The organism is Spirosoma jeollabukense (genome assembly GCF_054777855.1).
On the sequence record NZ_BAAHAD010000001.1, the window covers coordinates 1846980 to 1862261 of the forward strand.

9 protein-coding genes are annotated in these 15282 nt (G+C 49.9%); 6 read left to right on the forward strand and 3 right to left on the reverse strand.

The features are described 5' to 3' along the window. Positions 1-164: 164 nt before the first annotated feature. Entirely contained in the window at positions 165-2081 is a 1917-nt protein-coding gene (locus ACYVEA_RS07520; RefSeq protein WP_461112749.1) for a glycoside hydrolase family 2 protein, read from the forward strand. 77 nt (positions 2082-2158) lie between these two features. On the opposite strand, the gene ACYVEA_RS07525 is transcribed toward ACYVEA_RS07520, so the two are convergent. Together ACYVEA_RS07525 and ACYVEA_RS07530 are read right to left on the reverse strand one after the other, a co-directional pair. Then, entirely contained in the window at positions 2159-4702 is a 2544-nt protein-coding gene (locus tag ACYVEA_RS07525) for a TonB-dependent receptor (protein WP_461112750.1), read from the reverse strand. Between the two features lie 227 nt (positions 4703-4929). Beyond that, a complete protein-coding gene (locus ACYVEA_RS07530) occupies positions 4930-6861 on the reverse strand; it encodes a CocE/NonD family hydrolase (protein WP_461112751.1) in 1932 nt (643 codons plus the stop codon). Positions 6862-7177: 316 nt separating this feature from the next. Between ACYVEA_RS07530 and ACYVEA_RS07535 the strand changes: the two genes are divergently transcribed. Continuing rightward, complete coding sequence (locus tag ACYVEA_RS07535) at positions 7178-8185, forward strand: IS110 family RNA-guided transposase (RefSeq protein WP_461112752.1); 1008 nt, start codon at positions 7178-7180, stop codon at positions 8183-8185. 235 nt (positions 8186-8420) lie between these two features. Here ACYVEA_RS07535 and ACYVEA_RS07540 read toward each other — a convergent pair whose 3' ends face one another. Then, positions 8421-9497, reverse strand: a complete 1077-nt coding sequence (locus tag ACYVEA_RS07540) for an NAD(P)H-dependent flavin oxidoreductase (RefSeq protein ID WP_461112753.1) — start codon at positions 9495-9497, stop codon at positions 8421-8423. A 212-nt stretch (positions 9498-9709) separates the two neighbouring features. On the opposite strand from ACYVEA_RS07540, the gene ACYVEA_RS07545 reads away from it, so the two are divergent. From ACYVEA_RS07545 to ACYVEA_RS07560, 4 genes are all read left to right on the forward strand, one after another. Further along, positions 9710-11431 carry a GH39 family glycosyl hydrolase gene (locus ACYVEA_RS07545; RefSeq protein WP_461112754.1) on the forward strand — a complete coding sequence of 574 codons (1722 nt, stop codon included), beginning with the start codon at positions 9710-9712 and terminating at the stop codon, positions 11429-11431. Positions 11432-11836: 405 nt separating this feature from the next. Then, on the forward strand, positions 11837-12208 hold the full coding sequence (locus ACYVEA_RS07550; protein WP_093829098.1) for a BlaI/MecI/CopY family transcriptional regulator: 372 nt from the start codon (positions 11837-11839) through the stop codon (positions 12206-12208). Continuing rightward, complete coding sequence (locus ACYVEA_RS07555; RefSeq protein ID WP_461112755.1) at positions 12205-13890, forward strand: TonB family protein; 1686 nt, start codon at positions 12205-12207, stop codon at positions 13888-13890. Before ACYVEA_RS07550 ends, ACYVEA_RS07555 begins: the two co-directional genes overlap by 4 nt. Further along, entirely contained in the window at positions 13887-15278 is a 1392-nt protein-coding gene (locus tag ACYVEA_RS07560) for a M56 family metallopeptidase (protein ID WP_461112756.1), read from the forward strand. Before ACYVEA_RS07555 ends, ACYVEA_RS07560 begins: the two co-directional genes overlap by 4 nt. The last annotated feature ends 4 nt before the right edge of the window (positions 15279-15282 follow it).

The window sequence follows — 15282 nt, forward strand, 5'->3', positions numbered from 1 at the left end:
CAAGGTCAAATACATACAGACTAAATAGATAAGCCCGTTTTTGTCCTTCCGACAAAGGAGGAATCTTCACAAATAGCAATAAAAGAAACATCACCCGAAGATTCCTCCTTTGTCGGAAGGACAAAAAACATTGACTAAACTCCTTAACCCAACCCCTGAAATTCATGCGTTTCAATCAGTTTTTTACGCTTGGTCTTGCCCTGGCAAGTACCGGGTTTGCTTCGGCTCAGGCTCCACCCACTCCGCAACTCCAGCCGGCACCCATTATGAGCCGATGGGAGAAGCAGGTAACGGCTGACAACGCCTGGCGTGAATACCCACGTCCGCAACTGGTGCGGAAGCAATGGCAGAATCTGAACGGGATGTGGGAGTATGCCATTACGGCCAAAACGGCGCCCCAACCGACCAAATACGACGGCCAGATTCTGGTCCCCTTTTGCCTGGAATCAACCGTATCGAAAGTAAATAAATCACTGACCCCCGACCAGCGATTGTGGTATCGCCGGACCATGAGCGTGCCAAAAGACTGGGGCGATCAGCGGGTGTTGCTTCATTTCGGTGCGGTGGATTACGAGTGCAGTTTGTGGGTTAACGGGGGCTTAGTGGGCTCCCATACAGGTGGTTCGGATGCCTTCAGTTTCGACATTACGGAGTTCCTGAAAGCTGGACAGAATCAATTGATACTGGGCGTAACGGACCCTAGTTCAACCGGCGAGCAACCGCGCGGCAAACAGTTGCTCAACCCCAATGGCATTTGGTACACACCGGTATCGGGCATCTGGCAAACGGTCTGGATGGAACCTGTACCCAGACAAACGTACATTGAAGAAGTCAAGATGACGCCCGAGCTTGATTCAGGTCGTGTCAGGGTCGACGTATTGCTCGACAAACCCGCCAACAATTACACAACAGCGGTTCTTCTGACGGCTTTGGACGGCACGCAAACCGTAGCAACAGCGCTGGTCCGGGCGGGTCGAACAGCGTATCTGAACGTCAAAAACCCCAAACTCTGGTCGCCTGATAGTCCGTTTCTGTATGACATAAAAGCTGAGCTAGTGACGGTAACCGACCCGTTTGGCGATACGCCCCGTAACAAACGTCCCCGCCAGGACGCGGCCATCGAGACCGCTTTCGCCAACGCAACCGTGACCGGAAGCCCGCTCGATGTGGTGACCGGCTACTTCGCCATGCGCAAGATTTCGGTTGGCCAGGGTCCGGTTTCGAGCCAGCCCGTGCTATTGCTAAATAACAAATTTGTCTTCCAGAATGGCCCGCTCGATCAGGGCTGGTGGCCGGGTGGATTACTGACTCCACCTTCGGACGAAGCGATGACGTTTGAGATAGACTTTCTGAAGAAATCGGGTTTTAACATGCTACGTAAGCACATCAAGGTTGAGCCTGACCGCTACTATTACCTCTGCGATAAACTGGGGATTCTGGTCTGGCAGGATATGCCGTCGGGCTTTCTGGAAGGGCAAAACGAATACCCCGGTGATCAATCGGAACCAATACGTCGGTCGAAGGGGAAAGAGCAGTTTGAGCTGGAACTCCGGCGGATGATGAATCGCCTGCATAACCACCCCAGCATTGTTACGTGGGTTGTGCACAATGAAGGTTGGGGTCAGTACGAGAATAAACGACTGGCGGACTGGGTGAAAGCCCTGGACCCAAGCCGGACCATCAACGCCAGCAGCGGCTGGAATGACGTTGGTGCTGGTGATTTCTACGACATTCATACCTACGAAGAGGAACCCAGATCGCCAACCCCTAAAACCGACCGCGTGGTTGTTATTGGTGAGTTTGGAGGCATCGGCTGGCCGATTCAGGGGCATCTCTGGAATCCCGGCATGCGCAACTGGGGGTATCAAACGTATCAATCGGCCGATGCGGTGCTCAAGGCGTACCAGAAGAAATATGCTAAAATCGTTGAGTATTATCAGAAACAGGCCTTGTCGGCGGCCGTCTATACCCAGACTACGGATGTAGAAGGCGAAGTGAACGGACTCCTGACCTACGACCGCGAAGTCATCAAGATTCCTATCGAAACCCTCCACCAGATTCACGCACCGCTGTTTAAGTAACGTAGTGGATTTATAAAGGGGGTTGCATAGCCATTCACGTTATGCGACCCCCTTTAAGTATAAACAAATTCAGCCGTTTACATCTCCCAGACAATGTTGGTGTAATAAAAGCCGCCGACGGCTGGGCCGCCGATGAAGGTGTAGTAACGCTTATTGGTCAAATTGGTGCCGCCTGCTTTCAGCAAAAGACCCAGTTTTGGCAGTTGGTAACTGACCTGAGCATCCACCGTATTAATGGCCGACACGTTACCCGACGCCAGCTCCGATTGCCACAAAAAGGCGTCCTGGTGTTTGTAATTCACCGAGAAGCCAATGCCATTCCACAAATTACCGTTTGATACGTTCAGGTTGGTAATCCACTTGGGGGTGTTGAAGGCGCTCTCTAACCCATCACCATTTTCGGCGCGGTCAAGTTTAGCTAATGAAGCATTCCCGCCTACCGACCAGTTCGCTGTCAGACTATAGCGAAGACCCAGGCTAGCCCCATAGTTATACACTTTTGTTTGTGAGTTGGTCCAGAGCCGGTAACGATCCTGCGTGTTCGCCGACGAAAAATAATACGCTAATGAGTCAGGATTCGAGCCTTTTGCCAGGTTAGCGTTCACCTGGGCGATGAAATTTTTGTAGGCCATGTAATACGCATCGATGTCGACATAAAGCCGTTGCCGCAACAACAACCCCTTATAGCCCACTTCAAAACTATTAACCTGTTCGGGTTTTAGGTACGTGTAAGGGCTTTGTTTGAGCAGTCCTTTATTTTTCTGGATGGCCGCGTTGGTTGTCAGTCCGTTGGTGTTCACATCCGTGGTGATAGCCGCCTGAAAGGCGTTAATAGACGTAACCAGGTAGGCGTTTTCGTAAATCCCTTTCGACATGATCGGCAAGCCACCAACGCGCTTTACGCCCCCCGAGTTGATATTCGTGAAACCTTCGAACAGGGAAGGAAACCGATACCCATTCTGATAAGAAACGCGAATGTTATGATCGGTCGTTGGCGAATACACGAGCGACAGCCGAGGGTTAAGCCGGGCATCGAAATAGTAGTTTTTGTCGAGTCGCAACGACGCAGCTACCTTTAGTTTGTCATCGAGAAACGTCCGGGTAGCCTGGACAAAGCCCCCCGTTTTGCCATAAACCAGGTTGTTGCCCGGCTCCGTTGGATTGATAAAATAGTTACCATCGGGAAATACTACGTAGCGTCGAAAATCGAATCCCGCCTGAATCGTCAGGCCACTCTGTTCCCGAAATCGTTTCCAGAGCACCCGCGTCGGTTCAACTTGCCCTTCCACATGGTACATCCAGGATTGCACCCGCAAAGCTGCGCCAATGTCCCAGTTGTTAATGTCGCGGAGTTTAGCAATCAGGTCGTTAAAAGTTTGCGTCCCCGGAACAGGCCGTCCCTGATCGGCGACAGCGCGGGCATCCCGGAGGGCCGTTGGTACAGTTGTGCCAGCCTGCGTTTCCCTATTGAACTGATTGGTAAAATCGGTGAACCACTGATTATCGCTCTTAAACGACTTGTCGATATTTTCGGCCATTGACCGGATATTATACGAATCACCCGTGTTTTCGCTGCTCCGGTAGGCCCGCACCTGTATTGAGGGTGTGGTTAAGGTCAAGCTATGCTGATCGAGCCGGTAATTCTCTAACCGAAAGCGATTGGTGCGCTGATAGACATTGTTTAACGTAGCACCCTGGTAGGTGTAGGCCAGTTCGACATTTGGCGAGAATCGGTAATGGAGGGACAAATCCCCCCGCAGATTCCGCAAGCCATAATCGGTAGCCTCCGCTTCGTAATAGCCCGTTCGCCCAATGCTGTATCGCTTACCGCCTAAGGTCAGCGTTCGCCGGTTAGCTGCTTCATTGCCATAACCGTTGACAGGATCGTACGCTGGATTATCAGCACCGAACAGGTTTAGAGACGCATTGCCATTGGGGTTCAAATCATTCCCGTTACCAGCCACCCAGTCGTAGCCTGCCTGATACACCAGATTGACTTTGAAAGCGAATCGATCGCCAATTCGACGGGCATACCGAATACTGGTTTCCGAAAATAGCCTGGCTGATACGTCGGCATCGCCCACGTGGTTTACGCCGGTTTTCTGGCCAATGCTCAGTCCCTGTGAATCGAACGGATTACGGGTCAGCACGTTGACCAGTCCATTCAAGGCGTTCATGCCGTAGAGGGCCGACGCGACACCCGGCACCAGTTCGACCTGCTGAATATCCAGATCAGAAGGGGCCAACGCGCTGGCAATGGGTGCGCCAATGTGCGGAGCCTGATTATCGCGGCCATCGACAAGCTGGACAAACCGAACGTTGGTGGTGGCGGCAAAGCCACGAGTGTTATAGACTTTAAAGCCCATACTGGAGGTCAGCAGTTGAACCCCTTTCAGGTTTTCAATAGCATCGAAGTAAGACGGTTGCGCCGATAGCCGGATTCGGCGGGCGTCAAGGACTTCAATACTTACCGGCGAACGTAGCACCGACTCAGCCACGCGTGACGCTGATACGACAATTTCGGTCAACTGCACGGAACGTAGTGAATCGACTTTGGGCAAGGTATCGGCCGGTGTTATAGCCGTCGATAAGGTTGTAAAAAGTAGAGCGATATCGAGCATACAGAGCCGATCAACAAATTAAAAAGCAGATAGCGTTATTTCCGAACAAATATAACGCTATACTGTAAATGTCAATACAGCATGCGTACTTGCTTATTATTCGGCCCTATTTATGCAGGAAAGCGACGGCTGGCCCAAACAAACACCTCTCCCGTCAGTAGCGCCTTCAGCTTTTACTAACGGGAGAGGTGTCAATTTAAAACTACTACGTATTGGTCGCAGGAAGTCTAATTTGGATCTTTTTTGATAACGCTGACCATTACACTGGATGGCTGTTGGGGCGAAAAATAAACCCGATGCGTTGCCTTCTGAAAATCGGCTTCGGTGGCCTGGTAGATATTCACAAATTTCTGCGGATTGCGGTCAACCAGTGGGAACCACGAGCTTTGAACCTGCACCATCATTTTGTGGCCTTTTTTGAACGTGTGAGCCGCATCTTGCATGTCAAACTTCACTTCCGTAACCTCACCGGGCTTCATCGGTTCGGGTTTTGAGAAGCTGTTCCGAAACTTGGCCCGCATCACTTCACCCCGCACCAGCAGTTGAAATCCGCCCATTTTTGTACCAGCAATGGGGCTATTGTTCGGTGCATTACCGGGATATACGTCGATCAACTTGACCACAAAATCGGCATCCGTACCCGTCGTAGACACAAACAGATCCGCCATTACGTTACCCGATATGGTCACGTCTTCGGTTAACGTATCGGATTCGTAAACCATTACGTCGGGCCGAGTCGCAGCGAAACGCTGGTCTTCGTACATAAAATCACTGCCCCGAATGTTCCGGATTTCGGCTGTGTAGGGCACGGGTTTTTTGGGGTCACTCACGTATTCGTCATAGGGAGTTGGGCTGGTTGTAGGGACATCAAACGACAGCTTTCCATTCGGATGAAAATAGAGTTTCTTCTCCTGCGCTGTTTTAGGCGGCCACTGATCGTACTTTTTCCATTGGTTGGTGCCGGTCTCAAAAATGTAGGCTTTGGGCAACTGTGGATCGGGTTTGTCTTTCAGGTAATGACCAAAAAACGGAAATTCAATCGTTTCCCGATAAAATGGGGCTGTCTTGGCATCGAAACGGATATTCCCCAGCGCTTCACCCGTTGACCGCGACCATCCGCCGTGAATCCACGGACCCATAATCAATGAATTGGGCGACTTGGGATTGTTACGTTCGATACCCGCATACACTTTCAGCGGGCCATACAAATCTTCCTGATCGAACCAGCCACCAACGGTCATGACAGCAGGTTTGATGTTCTTAAGATGGGGTACGGGCGTACGTGCCTGCCAGAATTCGTCGTACGTATCGTGGTCCATCATTTCGTTCCAGATCGCATTTTTGCCTTTGAAAATCTTCTCGTTGGCGTTCTTGATGGGTCCCAGATTCATGTAAAACTCATAGCCGCTGGGCGTACCGTACCCCGAGTAACCGGGGCTACTCTTGGGCGTGGGCACAGGGCGGGGCTGGCCATAGGAGGAAAGAAAAGCGAACGTTCCCATCAGGAAGAAAGCGCCGTTGTGGTGCCGGTCGTCGCCCATAAACCAGTCCGTTACGGGCGCCTGTGGCGAAACGGCTTTCAGGGCCGGGTGCGCATCGAGCAGGGTTTCAGTCGTGTAAAAACCGGGTGCCGAAATGCCCCACGTACCAACCTTCCCGTTGTTGTTCGGAATGTTCTTGAGCAACCACTCAATGGTATCGTACGTATCAGAGCTTTCATCGACGTCGGTTTTCTTTTTCTTGTTGGGAATGTAGGGTTTTACCGCCACAAAGTCGCCTTCTGACATATATCGACCACGAACATCCTGATAGACAATAATATACCCATCCCGTGCAAACAGCATCGACGGCCCAATGGACGTTTTATATTTATCCTCACCGTAGGGCGCTACGTTATAGGGTGTACGATCCAGCATGATTGGATATTTCTGGTCGGTGCTTTTCGGCACGTAGATCGACGTGAAAAGCTTCACCCCGTCGCGCATGGGAATCATCCGCTCCAGTTTGGTATAGTTTTCCCGGACGTAGATCGAATCTTCCTTATTCGTCTGCGGCCCCTGAGCGGCTACTTTCTGCAACAGCAAAGACAGCAACAGGCACAGGAGCATGCCCGTCGTTTTTTGCTGTTTGCTAATCAATTGATACGTAATGAGGTTCATAAATGCTCCGTTGTTGTGAAGTGGTTAGGCTATTTACCGGGTGTTTTCTGATTGTAAAATTTGTCATGCTGACGTAGGAAGCATCCGCTCCAGCCTTTAGGTTTGAGTGCTGGTAATTTGGGTAGCTTGCCAGACAGACAACCGAGCGGGCTTCCCTAGCGTCTCCGGCCAGGCTCGCAACCTATGGGCCGATTCAGGTCCCGCTCGGTCTTTCTTACTTAACCTCGAATAGAAATTAGGGTGTTGTGACCCATTAGCAAGGTAGCGAGTGATGAGTAAGCAGTCTGATTATCTAACCCTAAAATTAAGTACTCTAATGGATATTCGCCACTTCATTGGGATTGATGTTTCGAAGAACACGCTGGATTGGGCTGTTTATACTAATAAAGGTATTGTCTGGCAGACCCAATCTGAAAACTCACCTACTGCTATCCGAGCGGTGATCAAACAACTCCAGGCACTTCCTGATTTTGGTCGCTCAACCTGCGTGGTTTGTATGGAACACACGGGTCTTTACAACGCACACGCCTTGGACGTGTTTTTTCAGGCTCAGTTACCGATCTGGCTAGAAGCTTCCCTACATATTAAACAAGCTGGCGGGCTGCAACGAGGTAAGTCAGATAGTATTGATGCTCAACGCATTGCTGAGTACGCTTATCGCTTTCAAGACCGGACTCAGCTCTGGAAGCCAGCTCGGCCAGTCATGAAAAAGCTGGCGGAATTTACTCGTCTTCGTCAGCGTCTGCAAGGTACGATCAGCCAGTTGAAGGTGCCTTTAGCCGAACAAAAACGATTTGGCGACAAAGCCCTGACTACCCAACTAGGGCAGCATTGTAGTAGCTCACTGAAGGCGCTTCTGAGTGATTTAAAAGGGGTCGAAAAGGCAATCAAACAGCTTATTGCTGACGATCCTACTCTGAAAGCACTCTTTGAGTTAGTTACTTCTATCCCCGGTGTTGGTCAAGTCGTGGCCACTGAATTAATCCTAGCCAGTGATGAGTTCAAAGCTATTGATGACCCCAAAAAGCTAGCTTGCCATGCGGGCGTAGCTCCCTTCGAGCACTCCTCGGGCAGTAGTGTACGGGGTAAGACCCGGGTGAATCATCACGCTCGAAAATCACTAAAAACCTTACTTCATATGGCGGCCATGTCGGCTCTTCAAATGCCCGGTGAATTACAGGAGTATTATCAGCGAAAAGTCAAAGAGGGTAAGAATAAAATGCTGGTTATCAATGCGCTAAGAAATAAACTCATCCATCGAGTCTATGCAGTCGTCAAACGGGGCAAAAAATATAACAAAAATTATACGCCAACCCTTGTTTAATCCATAGAAATCGGCCCGGTTGAACTACCCTGGCGAAGATGCTTCCTACGTCAGCATGACAAATTTTACCGAATTATTCTTTGCTGATTTTCCAGCCAATGCTATTTTTCTTACTATCCATCTCTATTGCCAAAGTAGTTCAGTATTGGCGTCCGGACGCCAAAGTTCAGAAAAAACAGCCATCTGAACACAAATTACGTTGAGCTTTCCCGTCAATTTAAGTCCAACAGCCACCTTAACGAGCGGCAAGTCTCGCCAGCGTTTCTTCGGCGAGTAGTTTAGTTAATTCGCCTGCAGGTAGCTCACGACCCAACCCAGCCGCCTGTCCCGACCAGAGTGACATAAAATCGCCCGATCCTGCTGGTTCAGATTTAAACCGCAAAGGAGCAAGAACGCCACCCGCCAGTGGAAACTCCGGTGCTACATCAGACATGGGTCCAACTTCCCGAATTAGCCGATTCACAATGCCCCGCGCCGGACGCCCCGTAAATACATTGGTGAGTACGGTATCATCGCTCTTCGCCTTTCGCAGGGCTTCCCGATGAATTGGCGACAGTTTTGCTTCCGGGCAGAACAGGTAAGCCGTTCCCAGTTGCACGGCCGAAGCACCCAGTGCAAACGCGGCCACAATTCCCCGTGCATCACCAATGCCACCGGCCGCAATAACCGGTACGTTCACGGCATCAACTATCTGGGGAACAAGCGCCATGGTACCAATCTGTCGGGAAATGCCTTCGCGTAGAAACGTAGCCTGATGACCACCCGCTTCGGCACCCTGCGCAATAATGGCGTCGCAGCCTTCCTGTTCAAGCCAACGGGCTTCGTCTACTGACGTTGCGGATGCTATAATTTTGGCGCCCGTTGCGGTAACGCGATCCAGCAGTTTACGATCAGGAAGCCCGAAATGGAAACTGATTACTTCGGGTTTGACTTCGGCCACCAGATCGCACATTGCGGCATCGAATGGTGTACGATTAGACGTTGGAATAGGCGCTTTAGGATCGACGCCTAATTCAAGGTAATAAGGGGCAAGACGTTTTCGCCATTTGTTTTCACGTTCCACATCAACTTTTGGCGGCTTGTGGCAGAAGAAATTGAGGTTAATGGGCCGGGTAGTACGCTGGCGAACAAGGCTGAGTTCACTACGTATCTGTTCGGCATTCAGCAACGCACAGGGAAGCGATCCAAGGCCACCGGCTTCTGCAACGGCAATGACCATGTCTGCTAAAACCGGCCCGGCCATGGGCGCCAGGATGATTGGCAATTCAATACCAAAAAGCGTCTGAATACGATTATCTGGCCACGTCTTCATGTATAAACAGCGTTAATGTAGGGTCGATAAAAGCTTATTTTCAGTCATTCCAGAATAGTATGCCTGACTATCCGGATAAAGATTGGCTGGCGTAGGCGCTACTACCTTAGAGGCCATTTAAATCGGTATACGTTCCGAATTTAGGCCGACAGAGTAGATGTGCCCCAAACCAGTCTTGACCAACTACGCCACTTACTCCATTTCCTTTATTTATGCGTCAACGTACTTTTACTCCTGGGCTGAAGGCTGCCACGCTCAGTCTATGTGTCTTCAGTTTATTGGCCGGGCCAGGTATCCTGGCGCAGTCGAGCCCACCCAAACCTGTAACGATTCAGGTGGATTTGGGGAAAAGCAAAGGTCCCCTTAAACCCATATGGGCCTGGTTTGGCTACGATGAGCCGAACTATACCTACATGAAAGATGGACAAAAACTGCTTACTGAAATCTCACACTTAAGCAAGGTGCCTGTCAATGTCAGGGTACATAGTCTGCTGGTTACGGGTGATGGGACGGCAGCCCTGAAATGGGGATCAACCAATGCCTATACAGAAGACAGCAAAGGCAATCCAATTTACAACTGGACCATTATCGACAAGATTTTCGATACGTATATTCAGCGGGGCATGAAGCCCATTGCGCAAATTGGGTTTATGCCCGAAGCGATGTCGACCAAGCCGCAGCCTTACCGGCATTACTGGAAACCCGGCGATAATTACAATGACATCTACACGGGTTGGGCGTATCCGCCCAAAGATTATCAGAAATGGAGCGAGCTGGTCTATCAGTGGGTGAAGCACTCCGTTGGTCGGTATGGACAGAAAGAAGTGGAAAGCTGGTATTGGGAACTCTGGAACGAACCGAACATCAGCTACTGGAAGGGCACCGTCGATGAATATATCAAACTATACGACTACACGGCCGATGCCGTCAAGCGGGCGTTGCCAACGGCTAAAGTGGGTGGCCCGGAAGTAACCGGCCCTGGCGGTGGCAGTTCACCAGCTTTCTTCAAGGCGTTTATGGATCATGTCGTGAAGGGCAAGAATTACGTAACGGGTAAAACCGGTACCCCCATTGATTTTATCACTTTTCACGCCAAAGGGGCGCCGAAACTGGTCGATGGCCATGTGCAAATGAATATGGGAACGCAATTGCGCGACATCGACAAGGGTTTTGAGATTGTGGCCTTCTACCCCAGTTTAAAAAATCTGCCCATCATCATTGGCGAATCGGACCCGGAAGGCTGTGCCGCCTGCTCAGAAGATTTAAGTCCGCAAAATGCGTATCGGAATGGTACGATGTATTCGAGTTATACAGCTGCTTCGTTTGCCCGCAAATATGATCTGGCAGCCGCGCGCGGTGTCAATCTGGCCGGAGCCGTTACCTGGGCGTTTGAGTTCGAAGATCAGGCCTGGTTCAGAGGATTTCGCGATTTGGCCACCAATGGTGTCGATAAGCCGGTGCTAAACGTATTCCGCATGTTTGGGATGATGCAGGGAAACCGGGCCGACGTAAAAAATGGGCTGGCTTACGATTATATCCGCGTTCGGAATCAGAGTGTGCGCGCCGAAGCCGACATTAATGCGCTGGCCAGTAAAGATGCCAAAACGGCCGCCGTGATGGTCTGGAATTATCATGATGACAACGTACCGGCTCCCGATGCGCCCATTTCCGTTGAGGTAGAGGGGCTACCAAATCAGCGCGTTCTGCTCCAGCACTATCGCATCGACAAGCAGTTCAGCAATTCGTATGAAGCCTGGAAAAAGATGGGGTCCCCAAAAACACCTACACCTGAGCAAATAGCCGATCTGGAAAAGGCCGGTCAACTGCAACTGCTTACCTCGCCCGAATGGATTACAGCAAAAGAGGGCAAAGTAACCCTTACCTTCGACCTACCCCGCCAGGGCGTATCACTGCTGAAGTTTTCCTGGGAGTAAGACAATCTAAATCAACCTAATTAAGTATAAATTCGAGATTGTTTGGTCTGTATCAGGTTTGTTTGGCCCGTTAGGGCCTCAACAACGTAGCGTCGGTAGGATACATTCCACTTTCACGATTGTCTTAGCGTGCCGTACCTACGGCACGCTAAAGATTGTTTTGGCACCCATTTTCTACCGACGCTACGCTGTTGAGGCCCTAACGGGCCATTTCTGATCCCGAACCCAGGTTTATTCAGGCATTTCAGCCTCATCATATAATCCGTTATGCCCTTTATTTAGCAAAAAAAGTAGTCAGCCAATTAGCTGACTACTTTTTTCCAAACCTATTAACTAATAAATTAGTTGTAAAACTAAACCATTAGTCATACATTCGTTCATCATTTTACAATCACTACAGAAATCATGCAGGTGCGCGAACTTACCAAGGCTGAAGAAGAGATTATGCGGGTTCTTTGGCAGCTCAAAAAAGGCTTCGTCAAAGACGTATTAGCCGAGTTGCCAGAACCGAAACCAGCCTATAATACTGTCTCTACAATTATTCGAATTCTGGAGAAGAAAGAGTTGGTAGGTTATACCGCCTACGGAAAAACGCACGAGTACTACCCGCTCATTACGGAAGAGCAATACCGGCGCTTCCAGACGGAACAACTGATGGCGAACTACTTCGACAATTCGCTCAAAAAGTTAGTCTCATTTTTCGTGCAGGACAAAAACATCAGCCTGAACGAAGCCGACGAAATCATTAAGCTCCTAAACAAAAATAAAGATCAATGAACGCCCTCGATTACATCCTGAAAGCCAATCTCTACGGCCTGCTGTTTGTGGGTTGTTACTGGTTGCTACTACGTCGGCATACGTTTTTTACGTTGAATCGGGCGTATTTATTGGCCTCGGTTGTGCTGTCGCTACTTTTGCCCTTAGCGAGTCTGCCCGCCCAAACCGTTGAGGCCGACTGGCCGGTGCCCGTGGGTGTCATTGCCTTACCCATGACGGCGATTACCACCATGCCCGTCGACACAGGACCCAACTGGGAGCAAATCGCGTTGCTCGCTTACGGATTGGTTGCGTTTACGTTGCTGCTGCGTCTGGCGATTCGGATTGGACGATTATTTCAGTTTATTCAGCAGCTGCCCCATCAAGTAGGTAATGATAATGATTACGTACTGGTTCAAGCACCGAACCCCACCGGATCAGAAGCTTCCACACCGACCTTTTCCTTTTTCCGGTATTTGGTCCTTAATCCGGAGGATGTACAAAATGAGTTGATCATCCGGCATGAACTGGTACATATTCGTCAGAGGCACAGCGTCGACGTACTGGCCTTAGCCCTGTTGCGAGCTGTGTTCTGGATAAGCCCGTCACTGTGGCTAATTGACCGCATGCTACGGCAGGTACACGAATTCCTGGCCGATAAACAAGCCGGTCAGCCCACCGTTTACGCCCGTTTTCTGGTCGAGTATGCGTTTGGTTCGCAAACCGATACGTTGACCAATGGCTTTTTCAATCCGTCGCTTTTAAAGCAGCGGATTCTGATGTTGCATCAGAAATCAACAAACCGCTGGGCATTGGGCAAATACGTACTGGTGCTTCCGCTGGCATTTGGCTTACTAGCTATGACCACCGCCCGGGAAGACATGATACAAACTGGCATACCTACAGTACAGCCTGATACATCAATAGCAGATCAAACCCAGCCAGAAAGTCAGACTAGTAGAAACGGAGTGATTTTTACCGTTGTTGAGGTGGTCCCTCAGTTTCCGGGCGGTATGCGGGCGTTAGGAGAATACATCAACAAAAACCTGCGCTATCCAGCTGAAGCCCGAAAGAAGAAAGTAGAGGGACGTGTCTTCCTGCGATTCATCGTCTCGCAAACGGGCGACGTTCAGGATGTACAGATTCTCAAAGGCATTGGTAGCGGATGCGACGAAGAGGCTACACGCGTAGTGAATCAAATGCCAAAATGGATTCCCGGCAAGCAGGCAGGAAGGCCAGTCAACGTACAATACAACCTGCCCATTCAGTTTTCACTGGAAAAGAAAGAAGACAAAAGAACGGGGCAGGCTGATCCAGCTATTTTCAAGCCGACCGGTAGTCCGATTGGTGAGTTTCCGACCATGCGGGATGTAAGTTACCCAAATCAGCCACACCTGGCAATGACCAACGTCTCCGTGCCTGCTAGCTCCTTCAAAAATGATACACTACCTCAGTCAGGTTTGATGCCAAAACCGACCCCTGCCGTAACAATACGTGGTAGAGGTCCGCTTGGTGAGTTAGGCCCCGAACCGCTTTATATTGTTGACGGTGTTGAGATACCAAAGGCTACGCCCAGGCCCCTGGATAAAGTTAGTCCAAATGACATCGAGAATATAAATGTGCTGAAGGGTGAGTCAGCAACGAGTGTATACGGCGAGAAAGGCAAAGATGGCGTCATTGTTATATCCACGAAGAAGAAATGAATGCCCTCCCCTACTTCCTCACAGCCAGCCTGTATCTGCTGCTTTTTTATGGCTGCTACGTATTGCTCCTGCGCCGGAACACATTTTTTGGTCTGAACCGAGTGTATTTGCTAGTATCAGTAGTCTTGTCAACACTATTGCCGTTAATCGAATTACCAAGCGGAACGGCAGAATCTCTTCCTATTGGCACGATTACACTGCCCGCGTTTGCGGTTAAACGTGAACGCACAGTCTGGTCGCAGGATCAATGGGTCTGGCTGATTTACGGGCTTGGCGTGGTGGTCATGAGTCTGCGACTGGCATTAAATCTGCTGACCGTTTTCCGACTTGTAAGGCAAGGAACCGCCGAACGAAAATCAACGTATACGCTCGTACGACTCCCCAAAAATTTAGATTCGAAACGGGCTATTCCATCGTTTTCATTCGGACGATACCTGGTTCTCAACCACGTCGATGCACTCGCTGAACCCGATGTGCTACTACGTCACGAAGAAGCCCACATCCGCCAGCGCCATACCGTTGATGTCTTGTTTCTGGAAATTGTGCAGGTTCTTTTCTGGTTCAATCCAGTGTTGTGGCTGTACAAACGCGCCTTGCAGGAAGTACACGAATTTCTGGCTGACCAAGCGGTTTTAAAAACACCCCAACCGGATTATCCACGCCAATTGGTTGCCTACGCACTCAATGTCTCTTCGACGGCGTTGATTACGCCTTTTGTTTCTAAATCAACCCTAAAACAACGTATCGTTATGTTACACAAACCGCAAACTCATCGCCGGGCTCTTCTCGGTTACGTCCTGGTCTTGCCATTGGCAGCTCTGTTAACCATGTGTTCACAATCGGAACGCGATCAGCCTCAAAGCAAAGCCAGCGCTCAAGCGTCGGCCCGTAAACCGGTGAAAGTAGACGGAGAGATTTTTACTGTAGCCGAAAATCAACCTGAATTTCCGGGTGGTATGAAAAAAATAGGCGAATATTTAGCTCAGAACCTGCATTATCCTGAAGCCGCCCAGAAAGCTAAAGTCGAAGGAAAAGTGTTCGTCCGTTTTGTCGTTACCAAAGAAGGCGATATTACCGATGTTCAGATTCTAAAAGGTATTGGATACGGGGCAGATGCTGAAGCGGTGCGTGTCGTAAAAAGTATGCCCCGCTGGAAACCGGCTATACAAGGTGGGCAAGCGGTGAATGTACAGTATAACTTACCCATTAACTTTCAGTTAGAGGAGGATAAAGTAGCCGAAAAAGCATCTGCGTTTAAAGGCATAAAACACTTTATTATTGATGGCAAAGAAGTTACAGAGCGGGATATTACTGCGCTCTCGCCCGATAAAATTGCCCGTATGGACGTTAATAAAGAGAAAGCAGAGATTGTCATTACCACAAAATAACCTC

Coding starts and splice junctions, on each gene's coding strand:
- ACYVEA_RS07525 (WP_461112750.1), bottom strand. CDS start 4,702: ATGCTCGATATCGCTCTACTTTTTACAACCTTATCGACGGCTATAACA.
- ACYVEA_RS07545 (WP_461112754.1), top strand. CDS start 9,710: ATGCGTCAACGTACTTTTACTCCTGGGCTGAAGGCTGCCACGCTCAGT.
- ACYVEA_RS07550 (WP_093829098.1), top strand. CDS start 11,837: ATGCAGGTGCGCGAACTTACCAAGGCTGAAGAAGAGATTATGCGGGTT.
- ACYVEA_RS07535 (WP_461112752.1), top strand. CDS start 7,178: ATGGATATTCGCCACTTCATTGGGATTGATGTTTCGAAGAACACGCTG.
- ACYVEA_RS07555 (WP_461112755.1), top strand. CDS start 12,205: ATGAACGCCCTCGATTACATCCTGAAAGCCAATCTCTACGGCCTGCTG.
- ACYVEA_RS07540 (WP_461112753.1), bottom strand. CDS start 9,497: ATGAAGACGTGGCCAGATAATCGTATTCAGACGCTTTTTGGTATTGAA.
- ACYVEA_RS07530 (WP_461112751.1), bottom strand. CDS start 6,861: ATGAACCTCATTACGTATCAATTGATTAGCAAACAGCAAAAAACGACG.
- ACYVEA_RS07560 (WP_461112756.1), top strand. CDS start 13,887: ATGAATGCCCTCCCCTACTTCCTCACAGCCAGCCTGTATCTGCTGCTT.
- ACYVEA_RS07520 (WP_461112749.1), top strand. CDS start 165: ATGCGTTTCAATCAGTTTTTTACGCTTGGTCTTGCCCTGGCAAGTACC.